The sequence below is a fragment of the Geodermatophilus sp. SYSU D00758 genome, from assembly GCF_054049955.1.
Genome location: NZ_JBJGYK010000019.1, coordinates 22,097 through 38,316 on the forward strand (window position 1 = coordinate 22,097; position 16,220 = coordinate 38,316).

13 protein-coding genes are annotated in these 16,220 nt (G+C 75.4%); 10 read left to right on the forward strand and 3 right to left on the reverse strand.

Features of this window, described 5'->3' with window-relative positions:
• Positions 1–10: 10 nt before the first annotated feature.
• Positions 11–1,018, reverse strand: coding sequence for a patatin-like phospholipase family protein (locus ACI8AC_RS15225; protein WP_456898636.1), 1,008 nt, complete (start codon positions 1,016–1,018; stop codon positions 11–13).
• A 541-nt stretch (positions 1,019–1,559) separates the two neighbouring features.
• On the opposite strand from ACI8AC_RS15225, the gene ACI8AC_RS15230 reads away from it, so the two are divergent.
• From ACI8AC_RS15230 to ACI8AC_RS15250, 5 genes are all read left to right on the forward strand, one after another.
• A complete protein-coding gene (locus ACI8AC_RS15230; RefSeq protein ID WP_456898637.1) occupies positions 1,560–3,377 on the forward strand; it encodes a glycosyltransferase family 2 protein in 1,818 nt (605 codons plus the stop codon).
• The gene (glxA, locus tag ACI8AC_RS15235; RefSeq protein ID WP_456898638.1) at positions 3,374–5,422 is read left to right on the forward strand and encodes a radical copper oxidase GlxA; all 2,049 of its coding nucleotides are present in this window, start codon (positions 3,374–3,376) and stop codon (positions 5,420–5,422) included. Before ACI8AC_RS15230 ends, glxA begins: the two co-directional genes overlap by 4 nt.
• Positions 5,419–6,474 (forward strand): glycoside hydrolase family 6 protein, encoded by a 1,056-nt coding sequence (locus ACI8AC_RS15240; RefSeq protein WP_456898639.1) that lies wholly within the window; start codon positions 5,419–5,421, stop codon positions 6,472–6,474. Before glxA ends, ACI8AC_RS15240 begins: the two co-directional genes overlap by 4 nt.
• A gap of 281 nt (positions 6,475–6,755) precedes the next feature.
• Entirely contained in the window at positions 6,756–9,419 is a 2,664-nt protein-coding gene (locus ACI8AC_RS15245) for a putative bifunctional diguanylate cyclase/phosphodiesterase (protein ID WP_456898640.1), read from the forward strand.
• Between the two features lie 56 nt (positions 9,420–9,475).
• The gene (locus ACI8AC_RS15250) at positions 9,476–10,348 is read left to right on the forward strand and encodes an alpha/beta fold hydrolase (protein WP_456898641.1); all 873 of its coding nucleotides are present in this window, start codon (positions 9,476–9,478) and stop codon (positions 10,346–10,348) included.
• 94 nt (positions 10,349–10,442) lie between these two features.
• Here ACI8AC_RS15250 and ACI8AC_RS15255 read toward each other — a convergent pair whose 3' ends face one another.
• Positions 10,443–10,667 carry a hypothetical protein gene (locus ACI8AC_RS15255; RefSeq protein ID WP_456898642.1) on the reverse strand — a complete coding sequence of 75 codons (225 nt, stop codon included), beginning with the start codon at positions 10,665–10,667 and terminating at the stop codon, positions 10,443–10,445.
• An 81-nt stretch (positions 10,668–10,748) separates the two neighbouring features.
• On the opposite strand from ACI8AC_RS15255, the gene cutA reads away from it, so the two are divergent.
• A complete protein-coding gene (gene cutA, locus ACI8AC_RS15260; protein ID WP_456898643.1) occupies positions 10,749–11,081 on the forward strand; it encodes a divalent-cation tolerance protein CutA in 333 nt (110 codons plus the stop codon).
• A 14-nt stretch (positions 11,082–11,095) separates the two neighbouring features.
• Positions 11,096–12,880, forward strand: a complete 1,785-nt coding sequence (locus tag ACI8AC_RS15265) for a putative bifunctional diguanylate cyclase/phosphodiesterase (RefSeq protein ID WP_456898644.1) — start codon at positions 11,096–11,098, stop codon at positions 12,878–12,880.
• 6 nt (positions 12,881–12,886) lie between these two features.
• On the opposite strand, the gene ACI8AC_RS15270 is transcribed toward ACI8AC_RS15265, so the two are convergent.
• Entirely contained in the window at positions 12,887–13,174 is a 288-nt protein-coding gene (locus ACI8AC_RS15270) for a DUF6343 family protein (protein ID WP_456898645.1), read from the reverse strand.
• 46 nt (positions 13,175–13,220) lie between these two features.
• Here ACI8AC_RS15270 and prfB point away from each other — a divergent pair, with 46 nt between their 5' ends.
• The 3 genes from prfB to ftsX all read left to right on the forward strand — a co-directional run bounded on the left by prfB (position 13,221) and on the right by ftsX (position 16,190).
• Positions 13,221–14,336 carry a peptide chain release factor 2 gene (prfB, locus tag ACI8AC_RS15275; RefSeq protein WP_456898646.1) on the forward strand — a complete coding sequence of 372 codons (1,116 nt, stop codon included), beginning with the start codon at positions 13,221–13,223 and terminating at the stop codon, positions 14,334–14,336.
• Between the two features lie 205 nt (positions 14,337–14,541).
• The gene (gene ftsE / locus ACI8AC_RS15280; protein ID WP_456898647.1) at positions 14,542–15,231 is read left to right on the forward strand and encodes a cell division ATP-binding protein FtsE; all 690 of its coding nucleotides are present in this window, start codon (positions 14,542–14,544) and stop codon (positions 15,229–15,231) included.
• A gap of 74 nt (positions 15,232–15,305) precedes the next feature.
• Positions 15,306–16,190: a permease-like cell division protein FtsX gene (ftsX, locus tag ACI8AC_RS15285; RefSeq protein WP_456898648.1), complete on the forward strand. Its 885-nt coding sequence runs from the start codon at positions 15,306–15,308 to the stop codon at positions 16,188–16,190.
• The last annotated feature ends 30 nt before the right edge of the window (positions 16,191–16,220 follow it).

Genomic DNA, 16,220 nt, shown 5'->3' on the forward strand with positions numbered 1-16,220 from the left:
GGCCGGGTCGTCAGGACGGCGGGGGGTCGGCCACGCCGCGGCACTCGCGGAGGTACTCCGCCCAGTCCCACCCGGCCAGGAACTCCCGGGCCGCCCGCGCGCCGGCCGCGGCGAGGCGGGCGCGCTCGGCCGCGCCGATGTCGAACTCGGTGAGCCCGGTGCCGGTGGTGTCCACGGAGAAGGCCCGGCGGCGCACGCACGGGCGGGCCAGGTAGGTGCGGTCCCGCGCGGTGACGGTGGTGGCCACCAGCGAGTCGAGCAGCCGCAGCGGCGGCGGGTGGCCGACGCCGAACACCGACACGTCCTCGTCGGAGAGCGTGTCACCCACCCCGATGCCGAAGGTCGGCCAGCGGGGCCGGGCGGCGTCCGTGCGGTCGAAGACCTCGATGGGGAAGTTGGACAGCACCCCGCCGTCCACCAGGGTCGAGGTCCGGCCGGCGCGCGGGTCCCGCAGCCGGCGCGGGGCGAGGAAGAAGGGGATGGCCAGCGACGCCCGGACCGCCTCGGCCACCGGTTGACGGTCGGGGTCCAAGCCGTACTCCCGGTAGTCCCAGGGCAGCCGCAGCAGCCGGCCGCGGGTCACGTCGGTCGCCGTCACCACCAGCCGGTAGCGCTGCCAGGGCGCAAGTGACGGGTCGTCGCCGGGGTCCTCGCGGCGCAGGTCGCCGAAGGTGACCACCCCCAGGTCGGCCAGCTCCCGGCGCACCCACTCGGTGATGTAGCGCCCCGGGTGCAGCCCCGAGCGGGTCAGCAGCCCCACCGCGGGGGCGAGCAGCGGGACCGGCGCCCAGGAGTCGGGGATCCGGTCGTACTCGAGCCGGTCGGCGGTCCGCCGCACCTCGTCGGCGGACAGGCCCACGGCGAGGAACGCCGCCACCACCGCGCCGGCCGAGGAGCCGGCCACCCGCTCGAACCGGTAGCTGCCCAGCAGCTCGACGGCGGCGCCGGTCAGCGCGATGCCCTTGACCCCGCCGCCCTCGAGGACGAGGTCCGCCGGCAGGGGGCCCGTCGAGGTCACGCCCCACGGTACGAGACGGCGGGCCGGACGGCAGCGCGCCCGAGCGGTGACCGGACGTCACCGCTGTCCCCGGCGGCGGGTCACACGACCTGGTGAAACAGCGCCGGTCGATTGCTGAGCGTGACGAGCGGTCCTTAGCGTCGGTGCAGCACCTGGGAGCCAGGTGGGAGACGACGTGACGATCCGAACGGTCCCCACGGCCGCCGCGACGGCGCGGCCGGTGGGAGAACCGGTCGCCAGACCGTTCGGGGAGCGAGTGGCGAGACCGCCGTCCGGTCGGTGATGTGAACGGGGGAGGACCTGCGCCGCGCTCTCGCGACCCATCCCGGCCGACCCCGGCACCCGGATCCCCCCGGACCCCCGCTCCCCGGCCGGTCCCCCTGACCTCCTGATGCCCGCGCGACCGCGTGCCGCCCCCCGGCGGCGGTCGCCGGCCCCATGCCCCTGATCGCCCACGTGCCACCCCGCCCCGGGTCGCGGCCGGTCCCCCCGGTCGGCACGTGCCAACGGAGAGGAGGCAGCCCCGTGGTCACGTCCCCCCGTGACTGAGCGCGCTGCTCGTCCCGACTACCCCTACGACGACTTCAGCGAGCTCGCGGGGCCCCTCCAGGACCCGCCGCAGGACCCGCGGGTCCGCTTCCGCCCGGTGACCCGCGGGGCGGCCCGCTCCCGGGCGTACCTGCTGGTCGCCGGGGCGCTGACCTTCGAGGCCGTGTTCCTCCTCTGGCTGCTGCAGCCGGCGCACCACCCCGAGCTCGACGGCGGCTGGCGGGCGGCGCTCGCCCTGGCGCTGATCGGCAGCGTCGCGGTCATCGAGCTGCTGCGCCTGGTGAACGTCTTCACCCTCACCGTGGCGACCCTCAACGCCCGCGACCCGCTGCCGATGACCCCGCTGACGGGCCAGCGGATCGCGTTCCTCACCACCATCGTCCCCGGCAAGGAGCCGCTGGACATGGTGCGGCGGACGCTGGAGGGCGCCCTCGCCGTCACCTACGACGGGGTCCTCGACGTCTGGCTGCTCGACGAGGGCGACGACCCCGACGTCCGGGCCATGTGCGCCGAGCTCGGCGTCCGGCACTTCACCCGGCACGGGGTGGCGCGGTGGAACCAGCCGACCGGCCCCAACAAGGCCAAGACCAAGCACGGCAACTACAACGCCTGGTTGGAGGCGCACGGCGACGGCTACGACTTCTGGCTGTCGGTGGACTCCGACCACGTGCCGCTGCCGAACTTCGCCGAGCGGCTCATGGGCTACTTCCACGACCCGGACGTCGCCTTCGTCGTGGGCCCGCAGGTCTACGGCAACTACGACAACCTCGTCACCCGCGGCGCGGAGTCGCAGCAGTACCTCTTCCACAGCGTGCTGCAGCGCGCCGCCAACCGGTTCACCACCGCCATGTTCGTCGGCACCAACAACGCCGTCCGGCTCTCGGCGCTGCGGGCCATCGGCGGGCTGCAGGACTCCATCACCGAGGACGCCGCGACCAGCATCGTGTGGCACTCCAGCCGCAACCCGGTCACGGGCCGGCCGTGGGGGTCGGTCTACACCCCCGACGTCCTGGCCGTGGGCGAGGGGCCCTCGACCTGGCGGGACTACTTCACCCAGCAGGGCCGGTGGGCGCGGGGGACCGACGAGGTCGTCCTGCGGCTCTTCTGGCGGGTCGCCTGGCGCCTGTCGTTCTGGCGGCGCGCGCACTACGCGCTGCTGATGTCCTTCTACCCGGCGGCCGCGCTCAGCTGGGTCCTCGGCATCAGCAACCTGGTCGCCTACCTGCTGACCGGGGTGGCGGGCCTGCTGGTCTCCGCGCAGCTGTGGGCGATGCTCTACGTCAACGCCGCCGTCCTGCAGGTCGCCGTCTACCTGTGGAACCGCCGGCACAACGTCAGCCCGCACGAGGAGGAGGGGTCCTCGGGCGTCGGCGGCATGCTGATGTCGGTCTTCTCCACGCCGGTGTACGTGAGCGCCCTGTGGGCCGCCGTCCGCAACCGTGCCATCACCTTCGCCGTCACCCGCAAGGGCGCGGTCGACGGCGACCGGGTGCTCACCTTCTCCAAGCACCTGGTCTGGGCGGCCGTGCTGGTGACGGCGCTGGGGCTCTCGCAGGTCCGGGGGTACACCCACCCCGAGATCCGCGGCTGGGCGGTGCTCACCCTGCTGGCCTGCCTGCTGCCCGGCGGCATCTGGGTCACCGGGCTGGTCCGTGCCCGCCTGCGCCGGCCCGCTCCCGCGCCCACGCCGGCCCTCCCCGCCCCCCGCGACGCGCGGGCCGACGGGCTGCCCGCTCCCGCGGTCGCCTTCATCGGCAACCGTGCCGCCCTCTCCGCCGCCCTCCCCGTCCCGCAGGAGACCCCCCGATGACCCGCCGCAGGCCCCGGCCGCTGCGCCGGCTGCGCAACGCCGCCCTCATCAGCCTCACGGTGGCCGGCCTCGTCGCCGCCAACGGCCCCGTGGTGACCGACGTCGTCGCCGCGGCCTACACCGACTTCCAGCGCAGCCGGCCGGACTACCAGGCGCGGTACGGCTCCTGGGAGACCGTCGAGCTCCCCGAGGAGTACCGCGTCCAGGCCATCCACGCCGCGCTGCTGTACACCGGCAAGGTGCTCCTGATCGCCGGGTCGGGCAACGACGCCCAGGACTTCGAGGCGGGCACCTTCCGCACGGTCGTGTGGGACCCGGTCACGGGGGAGACGAAGGAGGTCCCCACCCCGGAGGACCTGTTCTGCTCCGGGCACGCCTACCTGCCCGACGGCAACCTGCTCGTCGCCGGCGGCACCCGCCGCTACGAGGTGCTCGCCGGGGACGTCGACCGCGCCGCCGGCGTGCTCACCGTCAAGAACGAGCGGGACGACGGCACGGTGGCCCTCCCCGCCGGCACCCGCTTCACCGCCGACGGCCTCACCTGGGTGTCGACCGAGGACGTCACGGTGCCCCCCGCGCACACCATGCCCGACGGCACCCGCATGGCCGGGGAGCAGACGGTGTGGGTGGAGGCCGAGGCCGAGGGCGAGGAGTACGTCGTCACCGGCAGCCGGCAGTTCCGCATCCCGGACGTCGAGCCGGCGCGGCGCGACGACGTCTACGGCCTGGCCGACAGCCTCACCCTGGACAAGCAGAACTACCGGGGGCTGGACGCCTCGTACGAGTTCGACGTCGCCACCGAGACCTACCGCCGGGCCGGCCGGCTCACCGAGTCCCGGTGGTACCCGACGCTGGTGGGCCTGGAGGGCGGCCGGGTGCTGGCCGTCTCCGGCCTCGACGAGCACGGCGTGGTCATCGACGGGGACAACGAGGTCTACGACCCGGCCACCCGGACCTGGTCGGCGGCGCCGGAGCTCGAGCGCTACTTCCCGACCTACCCGGGCCTGCACCGGCTCGCCGACGGGAACCGGATCTTCTACAGCGGCGCCAACACCGGCTACGGCTCGCACCTCGAGGGGCGCCAGCCCGGCATCTGGGACCTGCGGGACAACTCCTGGCAGGACGTCCTCGGCCTGCGCGACCCCGGGTTCAACGAGACCGCGACCTCCTTCTTCCTCGCCCCGGCGCAGGACCAGCGGGTCGCGATCATCGGCGGCGGGGGAGTCGGTGACAGCGAGGAGTCCACGGCCCGCTTCGACGTCGTCGACCTCACCGAGCCGCAGCCGCGGTACACGGCGCTGCCCGACCACCCGAGCCCGGCCCGCTACCTCAACGCCGTCACGCTGCCCGACGACCGCACCCTGATCACCGGGGGCTCGGTGGGCTACCGCGGCAACTCGCAGAGCGACCTGCACCTGACCACGATGTTCGACCCGGCGACGGGGGAGGTCCTGCCCGCTGCGCCGAACGAGATCGGGCGCAACTACCACGCCACCGCGGTGCTGCTGCCCGACGGGCGGGTCATGACCATGGGCTCGGACCCGCTGTTCTCCGACGCGGAGAACACGATCCCGGGGACGTTCGAGACGCGGATCGAGATCTTCTCGCCGCCGTACCTGCACGCCGGGGAGCGCCCCGCGATCACCTCCGCCCCGACCGAGATCACCCGCGGCGGCACGTTCACCGTGTCCGCCGACACCGACGTCGCCGAGGCCCGGCTGCTGCGGCCCAGTGCCGTGACCCACCAGACCGACCCGGAGCAGCGCTCGATCGCCCTGGACGTGGCCCCGGCGGAAGACGTGGCCCCGGCGGTGGAGGAGGCCCCGGCGGGGGAGGAGCCCTGCCCGGCCGGTGACCACGGGTCGGCCGGGCACGCGGCCGACGACCCGGCCGGCTGCCCCGACGGCTGCTGCGGGTCGGGCTCCGGCACGTACGAGCTGAGCGTCCCGGTCGAGGAGGGGCTCACCCCCTCCGGCTGGTACATGCTCGTGGTGCTCGACGCCGCCGGGATCCCCTCCCCGGCACGGTGGGTGCGCGTCGCATGAGGCGCACGTCCCGGCGGTCCCTGCGGGCGCTCGCGCTGGCCACCGCGGCGGTGGGGGCCGTGGCCTGCGGCGGCGCCGCGGCGTCCGACGACGGCCGGGGCCGGGGCGCCCCGGCCGATCCCGCGGCCGCCGCCGTGGAGCGCGACCGCCTACCGGGGCGGCTGTGGGTCAACCCGGAGGGCCACGGCCCCCGCGCCGTCCGGCAGGCGCTCGAGGAGGGCCGGACGGCGGACGCCGAGACGCTGGCCCCCTTCGCCGAGCAGCCGACCGCCACCTGGGTGGCCACGCCGGAGAACCCCTACCCGGCGGTGCTGGAGGTGTCCGAGGCCGCGGCGGCCGAGGACCGGGTGCCCGTCCTGGTCGCCTACAACATCCCCGGGCGGGACTGCGGCTCCTACTCCGCCGGCGGGGCCGCCGACGTCGACGGCTACCTGAGCTGGATCGGCAGCTTCGCCGCCGCCCTCGGGGACCGCCCCGCGGTCGTCGTCCTGGAGCCGGACTCCGTGGCGCACGCCCTGGTCGGCTGCGCGGGCGTCGACCCCGCGGCGCGCTTCGAGCTGCTCGCCCAGGCGGTCGCGATCCTCGACCGGCAGCCGGGGGCCCGCGTGTACGTCGACGCCGGCAACGCCGGCTGGATCCAGGACCTGCCGGCCCTGGCCGAGGCCCTGCGGCGCAGCGGCGTCGACCGGGCCGAGGGGTTCGCCCTCAACGTGGCCAACTTCGAGACCACCGAGGCCAGCGCCGAGTACGGGCTGGCGCTGTCCCGGCAGCTGGAGGAGGGCGCGCCGCCGGGGACGCCGGCCGCCCACTTCGTCATCGACACCAGCCGCAACGGCGCCGGGCCGGTGCCGGAGACCGGGTCGGACGAGGACCGCTGGTGCAACCCGGAGGGACGGCTGCTCGGGGAGTCCCCGACCACCGATCCCGACCTCGAGCGGGTCGACGCGCTGCTGTGGGTCAAGCAGCCCGGGGACTCCGACGGCACCTGCCGCGGCGGGCCCCCCGCGGGCCGCTGGTGGCCGGAGGCCGCCGCCGAGCTGGCGGGCGGCTGACCCGGGGTGGTGCAGATCTCAACGAGACCGCAACAGGACGGCCCTGCCGATCCGGCAGCGCACGGGCTAGCGTGGAAGGGCGGATCGCCGGTCCGAAGCGGCAGGTAAGAACCGGAGCGACGACGCTGGCCGCGCTGGGCGTCCTCAGTGGTCTCACGGTTGCCGGCGATCCGCAACACCTCGCCCCCCCCGCCGGGGGAAGCCCGCCTGCCCCGCCCTCCAGCGGCCCCCGCCCGGGGCCGATGGCCGTCCGGAACGTGTCCGGACGGAGGAGGTGGCCCGTGGGCGGGAGTGCCCGGCTCGGGACGGCGGACCGGCGGGACCCCGCGCAGGCCGGCGGCGGGACCGCCGGCGTGCTCGTGGGCCTGCTGGCGGCCCTCGTCGGTTACCCGGTGCTCGACGGCCTCGTCGCCGACGTGGTGTACCTGGGCGTGGTGTGGGCGGCCGCCGCGATCGCCTGGTGGGCGGTGCAGCGGGACGGCGCGCCACCGGGGACGGCGTTGGTCGCGCTCGGCGTGGGCCTCAACGCCACCGGGGAGTCCTTGTGGATCCTGCAGGACTGGATCGGCGCGGCGCCCGCCGTGTCCGTGGCCGACGGTGCCTACCTGGCCGCCTACGTGTCCCTCGCCGCCGGCATCTGGCGCATGGCGAGCGGCCGCGGGCGCGGCCGTCCCCAGCAGGTGGACGGCTGGCTGGACGGCGCCGCGGTGTTCGTCGCGGCCTTCCTGCTCGCCTGGCAGTTCTCCGTGGCCGAGCTCGTCGCCGACGACACCCTGCACCCGTTCACCCGGCTGGTCTGGGCGCTGTACCCGGCCCTGGACGCCGCCCTGATCGGCCTCGTCTTCCGCCTGCTGGCCACCCGTCCCCGCGGTGACCGGGCCGCCCTCGCCCTCGCCGCCGGCGCGGCCTCCTGGCTGGTCTCCGACATGACCTACCTGCTGCTGGCCGACGCCGACGTGGTGAGCACCTGGTTGGACACCGGCTGGCTGTGCGGCGCGCTGCTGCTGGCCGCGGCCACCCGGCAGCGGGCCCCGGCCGGCACCGAGCGGGCCGAGCGGCCCCTCGGGACGGGGCGGCTGGCGATCAGCATGAGCACGCTGCTGGTGCCGGCCGGCCTCCACCTCGTCGAGGACGTGGTGGGCTCCGGGGGCACGCACGCGAGCATGTTCAGCGGCACGCTCGTGCTGACCCTGATCGTGTTCGTCCGCACCTCCCGGCTGCTGCGCGCCGAGTCCGCGGCCCGTGCGCTCGTCGCCTCCCAGCAGCGGTACAGCGCCGCCCTCGCCCGGCACTCCTCCGACGCCGTGGTCGTGGTGGACGAACGCGGCCGGCTGCTCAGCGGCCCCTCGACCCTCGCCGCGCTCGACGGGCTGGAGCCGGGCGTCCGGGCGAGTGCCGAGGACCTGATCCGGCTGACCGGCGTGGACCGCGCCCAGGTCCGGGTGGTCTTCGACCGGGCGTTGGCGGCCGGCGGCTCGGTGGTCGAGGCCGAGCTGCCCTGCCGGCGGGACGGCGCGGACCGATGGGTGGCCGTCCGGCTGGTCGACCTGCGCACCGACCCCGACGTCGGCGGCGTCGTCGTCCACGTCACCGACATCACCGACCGCAAGGGCGCCGAGGCGGCACTGGCCCACCAGGCCTTCCACGACCCCCTCACCGGGCTGGCCAACCGGGCGCTGTTCACCGACCGCGTCGAGCAGGCGCTGCGCCGCCGGCGGCGGGGCTCCTCCGCGCCGGCCGTCGTCTTCGTCGACCTCGACCGGTTCAAGGCCGTCAACGACACCCTCGGCCACGCGGCCGGCGACGCGCTGCTCGTCGAGGTCGCCGGCCGGCTGCGGGGCGCGATGCGGGCCGGGGACACCGTCGCCCGCCTGGGCGGGGACGAGTTCGCTGTCCTCGCCGAGCTGACCTCCGACGCCCCGGGCGAGGCCGAGGCGGCCGCCGGCCGGGTGCTGGAGGCGCTGTGCCACCCGGTCGAGATCGCCGGCCAGCAGGTGCCGGTGTCGGCGAGCCTGGGCGTCGTCGTGGCGACCGAGGGGGCCGACGCGGACTCCCTGGTGCGTGACGCGGACATCGCCATGTACGAGGCCAAGGTCGCCGGCCGGGGGCGTCTGGCGCTGTTCGACCCGGCCATGCGCGCGGCCACGGTCGAGCGCCGGCTGGTGGAGCAGGAGCTGTCCGGGGCGCTGGCGGGCGGCCAGCTCCGGCTGGTGCACCAGCCGGTCGTCGACCTCGCCGACGGCCGGGTCGTGGGGTTCGAGGCCCTGCTGCGCTGGGACTCCCCGGTGCTCGGCCCGGTGCCGCCGGCCCGGTTCGTGCCGGTCGCCGAGGACCTCGGCCTCATCGGGGCGATCGGCGAGTGGGTGCTGCACGAGGCCTGCCGCACCGCGGCGGCCTGGCGCCGGGAGCACCCGGCCGCCGCCGGGCTCACCATGGCCGTCAACGTCTCCGCCGCGCAGCTGACCTCGCCGGGCCTGCTGGACTCGGTGCGCGCCGCGCTGGCCGGCTCGGGCCTGCCACCGGAGGCCCTGGTGCTCGAGGTCACCGAGACCGCCCTGGTGCAGGACCCGGCGCGGGCCGCCGAGTCGCTGGCCGGGCTGCGGGCGCTCGGCGTCCGGCTGGCCCTCGACGACTTCGGCACCGGCTACTCCTCGCTGCACCACCTGCAGCAGTTCACCGTCGACGTCCTCAAGATCGACCGGTCGTTCGTCGCCGAGCTGCCGGAGGACGGCGGGCTGCCGCCCCTCCTGCGCGGCCTGCTCGAGCTCGGCCACGCGCTGGGCCTGGAGGTCCTCGCCGAGGGCGTGGAGACCGAGGCCCAGCGGCGGGCGCTGGCCCGGTCCGGCTGCGACTCCGCGCAGGGCTACGTCTTCGCCCGGCCGCTCGAGACCACCGACGCCGAGCTGCTCCTGCTCGGCCAGCCGGCGACCGCACCGCGGCTCTGACGCCCGCGCGGTCCGCCGCCCGGGTGCGGCGGCGGCCGCCGGGGTAGGGCAGGGCCGTGCGCACCGGCCCGGGACCCCGCGAGGGGTCCGTCCGCCTCCGCGACGGCCGCACGCTGGCCTACGCCGAGTGGGGGGACCCGGACGGCCGCCCGGTGCTGGGCTGCCACGGCTCCCCGAGCTCGCGGTTGGAGCACCACGTCGAGGACCCTGACGCCTACCGCCGCTGGGGGGTGCGGCTGGTCGTCCCCGACCGCCCGGGTTTCGGCCGTTCCGACCCGCAGCCGGGCCGCCGGGTGCTCGACTGGCCCGACGACGCCGCCCAGCTGCTCGACCACCTGGGCGTCGACCGGTGCGCAGTCCTGAGTCTGTCCGGCGGTGCCGCCTACGCGCTCGCCTGCGCGCACGCCCTCGGCGACCGGGTGCACACCATCGGCGTGCTGGGCGGGGCGCCGCCGCCCGACGTGCCGTGGCCGTGGCCCGGCTGGGTGCCGCGCCGGCTGCGTGCGGTCGCCCACCGGCCCTCCCCGGCCGCGGGGCTGCTGCAGCCGGTGTTCGCGCCGCTGGCGGTGCGGCCGGCGCTCATCCCGCGCTACCTGCAGCTACGGCTGGCCCCGGCCGACCGCCGGGTGATCGGCCGGCCGGGGGTCCGCCGGGTGCTCGCCCGGACCTTCAGCGAGGGGTTGCGCAACGGCGCGGCCCCGCTCGCCGAGGACCGCGCGCTGCTGTTCCGCCCGTGGGGCTTCCCGCTCGCCCGGGTGCGGCAGCAGGTGCACCTGTGGCACGGCACCCAGGACTGGATCGTTCCCGTGCCGCTCGGCCGGGCCCTGGCCGCGATGCTGCCCCGCTGCTCGGCGCACTGGTTCCCCGGTGAGGGGCACTTCCTCGTGTACGACCACGCCGAGCGGGTCTACGCCGCCCTGCGCGGCTGAGGGGGTGCGGCCGCCCTGGGCGGCTGATCCCGGGCCCCGGCGCGGCCGCCGCGGGTGGCGCACCCGCGGCGGCCGGCGACCGGGCCGACCGGGGTCAGCCGCCGCGCTCGACCTCGGCCTGGGCCAGCCCGCGCAGCGCGGTCCGCAGGGCGTCGTCGTCGGCGTCCCCGCGGTCGAGGGCGGTGCGGGCGGCCTCGGTCAGGGTGCCGGGGTCGACCTCGTCCAGCCAGGCGACGTCGCCGCCGACCCGGCGGCCCACCTTCAGCATCCCGTCCTGCGGGCGGACCACGTACTCGTCGGCGTCGACTCGGACGCTCATCTCCTCGTTCATGGCGGCAGCCCTACCCCGGGCACGGTCCCCTCCACCCACCCCGATGGAGCGCGGGAGAGGATGGGCGGCGTGGACGAGGACTTCTGCGAGGTGGTGGTGACGGCCGCCGACGCCGACTGGCTGGCCCGCCACACCCGTGCGCTGGTCGAGGAGCGGCTGGCCGCCTGCGGTCACCAGGTGGAGCGGATCCGGTCGGTGTACCGGTGGGAGGGCGCCGTGCACGACGAGGCCGAGGCCCGCGTGGCCCTGCACACCCGCCGCTCGCTGGTGCCGGCCATCGTCGCCCGCACCGGGGAGGTCCACCCGTACGACGTGCCGTGCGTCATCGCCCTCCCGCTCGTCGGCGGCGACCCCGCCTACCTGGAGTGGGTCGCGGCCGAGACCCGCGACCCGGACAGCTGAGCGGGGACGGCGGGGTGCGGAGCGGGACGGCGGGCGGGGCGGAGCTCCCCCTCGACGTGCGGCGCAGCGGCGGGCGCCCGAGCGCGCCGGCGGTCGTCGTGGAGGCGGTCCTCGACGCGCTGCCCTCCCCGACGCTGCTCATCGACCCCGACGGCCGGGTGCTGCTCACCAACACCGCCTGGGAGCACGCCGCCGAACTGCTCGACGACGACCGGGTCCGGGTCGGGGTGGACGGCGACTACTTCGCGATGGCCCACCGCCTGGTCGCCGACGACGACACCGGCAACCTCATCGAGCGGCTGCGGGCGCTCTCCCGCGGCGAGTGCGACAGCGTGCAGGCCGACTACGCCCTCGAGCAGCGCGACGGCACCCGCTGGTACCACCTGCAGGCCTCGCGGGTCGACCAGGCCGGGCAGGTCGTCGTCACCCACACCGACGTCACCTCCCGGGTCCGCGCCGAGCGCGCCTCGGACTGGCGGGCCCGGCACGACACCCTCACCGAGCTGCCCAACCGCGCGCACCTGCACGAGCTCATCGATGCCGAGCTGGGCCGGCCCGAGCGGGGCCCGGTGTCGGTCCTCTTCCTCGACGTCGACGGCTTCAAGGACGTCAACGACTCCCTCGGCCACGAGGCCGGCGACGACCTGCTGCGCCAGATCGCCGGCCGGCTGACCGGCTCGACCCGCGCCGGGGACACCGTCGGCCGGCTGGGCGGGGACGAGTTCGTCGTCCTCTGCCGGGACTGCGACACCGCCGGCGCCGAGGCGCTCGCCGACCGCTGCCGGGCCAGCGTGGACCGGCCCTTCGAGCTGGCCGGCCGGATCGTGCGGCTCGGCGTGAGCATCGGCATCGCCGGGATCGGCCTGGCCGAGGCCGCGGACCCGGACGCGCCGCCGGTCCGCTCCACCGACCTGGTCCGCGACGCCGACCTGGCCATGTACGCGGCCAAGGCCGCCGGGCGCAACCGCGTCCGGCTGTTCACCGCCGACCTGCGCTCGGCCGCGCAGCGGCGGGCGACGGTCGCCGCCGAGCTGCGCGAGGCGCTGCACGGCGACCAGCTGGAGCTGCACTACCAGCCGGTGCTGCACCTGCCCTCGGGCCGCTGCACCGGGGTCGAGGCGCTGCTGCGCTGGCGGCACCCCGAGCGCGGGCTGCTGCTGCCGGCCGACTTCCTGCCGTGCGCCGCGCAGCACGACCTGGTCGGCCCCCTCACCCGCTGGGTGCTGCGCACCGCCGCCCGCCAGGCGGCCGCCTGGGCGGCCGACGGGCTCTGGCTGGTCACCGGGGTGAACGTGGGGGCCGCCTACGTCGCCGGCGGCACGCTGGTCGACGACGTCCTCGCCGCCCTGGCCGAGGCCGGTCTGCCGCCCGAGCTGCTGCAGGTGGAGGTCGCCGAGAGCGCCGTCAGCGAGGACACCGAGCACGCCGCCGCCCAGCTGACCGCGCTGCGCCTCGCCGGGGTGGAGGTGGCCCTCGACGACTTCGGCAGCGGCTTCTCCTCGCTGGTCGAGCTGGCCACGGTGCCCGCCGGGGTGCTCACCGTCGACCGCAGCCTGGTGGCCGTCGCGGGCGGCCGGCGTCGCCAGGCGGCCGCGGCGATCGCCGCGGTGGTGGCGCTCGGCCGGGTCTGGGGGCTGCGCTGCCAGGCCGAGGGCGTCGAGACCGCCGAGCAGCTCGCCCTGGTCGGCGAGCTCGGCTGCACCCTCGCCCAGGGCTTCCACATCGCCGCCCCCATGCCCGCCGGGGCGGTGCCGGGCTGGATGGCCGAGCGGCGGGTGCACGCCGAGGGCGGGGCCTGAGCCGGGTCAGCCGGGCTCGCCGCGCGCCTTCCGCCGGGTGACCACGCCCAGGTCGACCAGGGCGATCGCGGCGAGCACGAACAGCACCACCGCCGGCCAGGCGGGCAGGTCGGTCGCCAGCCACAGCAGGCCGAGGACGGTGCAGACCACCAGGCCGAAGGCGGCCAGCACCAGGCGCAGGGTGAGCGCGGACCGGGCGGGGCGGGCCCCGCCGATGCCCGCGGTGGGGTCGTGGTGGTCGGGCAGACCGCGGGCGTAGTCCTCCCGGGTCCGCCGCCGGCGCGGTTCGCTCATGCCATGCGTGCCTACCCGCCGCGGGGGCGCACTACCCTGGGTCGACGTGGCAGCCGCTGACTTCTCCGTCGTCCTGGACGAGCTCGACACGACCCTCCGGTCGATCGAGGCGGTCCTCGACGTCGACCGACTCCGCCGCGAGGTCGCCGACCTCGAGCAGCAGGCCGCCGCGCCCGACCTCTGGGACGACGTCGAGGCCGCGCAGGCGCTGACCTCCAAGCTGTCCTACCTGCAGGGGGACCTGCGCCGGGTCGAGGAGCTGCGCCGCCGGCTCGACGACGCCGGCGTGCTGCACGAGATGGCCGTCGAGGAGGACGACGAGGCCACCGCCGCCGAGGCCGAGCGGGAGCTGGCCGCGCTGCGCGGGGAGATCGACGAGCTCGAGGTCCGCACGCTGCTCTCGGGGCCCTACGACTCCCGCGAGGCGCTGGTGACCATCCGGTCGGAGGCCGGCGGGGTGGACGCCGCCGACTTCGCCGAGATGCTGCTGCGGATGTACCTGCGCTGGGCCGAGCGGCACGGGTACCCGACCGAGGTCTACGACACCTCCTACGCGGAGGAGGCCGGCATCAAGTCGGCCACCTTCGCCGTCAAGCAGCCCTACGCCTACGGCACCCTCTCGGTCGAGCAGGGCACCCACCGGCTGGTGCGCATCTCGCCGTTCGACAACCAGGGCCGCCGCCAGACGTCGTTCGCCGGGGTCGAGGTCATGCCGGTCGTCGAGCAGACCGACCACGTCGAGATCCCGGAGAACGAGATGCGGATCGACGTCTTCCGTTCCTCCGGGCCGGGCGGGCAGAGCGTGAACACCACCGACTCCGCCGTCCGCATCACCCACCTGCCCACCGGCATCGTGGTCTCCTGCCAGAACGAGAAGAGCCAGATCCAGAACCGGGCCGCCGCGCTGCGCGTGCTGCAGGCCCGGCTGCTGGCCAAGCGGCAGGAGGAGCAGCGCGCCGAGATGGACGCGCTCAAGGGGGAGGGCAGCAGCTGGGGCAACCAGATGCGCTCCTACGTGCTGCACCCCTACCAGATGGTCAAGGACCTGCGGACCGAGCAGGAGACCGGCAACACCACCGCCGTCCTCGACGGGGACATCGACTCCTTCATCGAGGCGGGCATCCGGTGGCGCAAGCAGCAGGAGACGGTGCCCGCCGGGTGAGCGGTCGGGCGTGGTGCCCAGCGGCTCCCCGCCCCAACCGTCCCCTTCGTCACACCGGCCCCCCGCGGTCGGCGGGAGTAGGCCACGCTGGGTGACGGGGGTCCCGCGATCGGCGGCGGCCCCGTCACGCTGTGCGAGGCCGGTCCCGGGGCGCCTCCGCGCGGAGGGCCCGGATCGCGCCTCGGGGAAGGTACCGTGGCGCCTCGTGATCGAACTGCAACACGTCACCAAGCTGTACCCGGCCAGTGGGCGGCCGGCGCTCGACGACGTGTCGACCGAGATCGACAAGGGCGAGTTCGTCTTCCTCATCGGCTCCTCCGGGTCGGGCAAGTCGACCTTCCTGCGGCTGCTGCTCAAGGAGGACGACCCCACCCGCGGGACGGTCACGGTCAACGGCAAGACGCTCAACACCATGAGCAAGTGGCAGGTGCCGAAGTTCCGCCGCACGATCGGCTGCGTCTTCCAGGACTTCCGGCTGCTGCGCAACCGCACGGTCGCGCAGAACGTCGCCTTCGCGCTCGAGGTGATCAACAAGCCGCAGCGGACCATCAAGCGCGTCGTCCCCGAGGTGCTGGAGATGGTCGGTCTGGAGGGCAAGGCCAACCGCCTGCCCCACGAGCTCTCCGGTGGTGAGCAGCAGCGGGTGGCGATCGCCCGCGCGTTCGTGAACCGGCCGCTGGTGCTGCTGGCCGACGAGCCCACCGGGAACCTCGACCCGGAGACCAGCGAGGGGATCATGCTGCTGCTGGAGCGGATCAACCGCACCGGCACCACCGTGGTCATGGCGACGCACGACTACCACATCGTCGACTCCATGCGCCGCCGCGTCATCGAGCTCAACGGGGGAGCCGTCACCCGCGACCAGTCGCGGGGCGTCTACGGCGTGGGCCGCTGAGCCGCCCGAGCCCTCCGCGGTCGCCGAGCGCCGCTCGCTGACCCGCGTCCCCCCGCTACCACGACAGGAACTCCATGCGCGTCAACTTCGTGCTCTCCGAGGTGGCCACCGGGCTGCGTCGCAACCTGACCATGACGGTCGCGATGATCCTGACCACGGCCATCTCCCTCGGGCTCATGGGCACCGGCCTGCTGATCGCCGGGATGATCTCCGACATGAAGGAGATCTACTACGACAAGGTCCAGGTCTCCATCTTCCTCAGCGACGACGTCACCGACGAGCAGCGCAGCGCCATCGAGCAGCAGCTCGCCGACTCGCCGGAGGTGGCCAGCTACCTCTACGAGTCCAAGGACGAGGCCTACGCGCGCTTCCAGCAGCAGTTCTCCCAGCAGCCCGAGCTGGTGCAGAACACGCCGGCCGACGCGCTGCCGGAGAGCTTCCGCGTCGAGCTGGTCAACCCGGAGCGCTACGAGGTCATCGCGGCGGAGTTCCCCAACGGGCAGAACGGCGTCGACCAGGTCCGGGACGAGGGTGACTTCCTCGACCGGCTGTTCAGCCTGCTCAACGGGGCCCGCAACGCGACGATCGCGGTCGCGGTGGTCCAGGCGCTGGCCGCCCTGCTGCTGATCTCCAACACGATCCAGCTGGCGGCGTTCAACCGGCGCAACGAGACCAACATCATGCGGCTGGTGGGCGCCTCGCGCTGGTACACGCAGCTGCCGTTCATCCTGGAGGCCGCGGTCGCCGGGCTGATCGGTGCCGCGCTGGCCGTCGGCGGGCTGGTGCTCACCAAGGTCCTGTTCGTCGACCGCACGCTGGCCGGCCCGATCAAGGCCGGGATCATCCCGCCGGTCGACTGGGGCGCGATCGCCACGATCAGCCCGATCATCGCCGCCGCCGGCGTGGGGCTGGCCGCGATCGCCGCCTACGTGACCCTGCGCCTGTACGTGCGGCTCTAGGAGGACCGGCCCCCCGGCGCCTCGCAGGCT

Coding starts and splice junctions, on each gene's coding strand:
- ftsX (WP_456898648.1), top strand. CDS start 15,306: ATGCGCGTCAACTTCGTGCTCTCCGAGGTGGCCACCGGGCTGCGTCGC.
- ACI8AC_RS15255 (WP_456898642.1), bottom strand. CDS start 10,667: ATGAGCGTCCGAGTCGACGCCGACGAGTACGTGGTCCGCCCGCAGGAC.
- ACI8AC_RS15240 (WP_456898639.1), top strand. CDS start 5,419: ATGAGGCGCACGTCCCGGCGGTCCCTGCGGGCGCTCGCGCTGGCCACC.
- glxA (WP_456898638.1), top strand. CDS start 3,374: ATGACCCGCCGCAGGCCCCGGCCGCTGCGCCGGCTGCGCAACGCCGCC.
- ACI8AC_RS15270 (WP_456898645.1), bottom strand. CDS start 13,174: ATGAGCGAACCGCGCCGGCGGCGGACCCGGGAGGACTACGCCCGCGGT.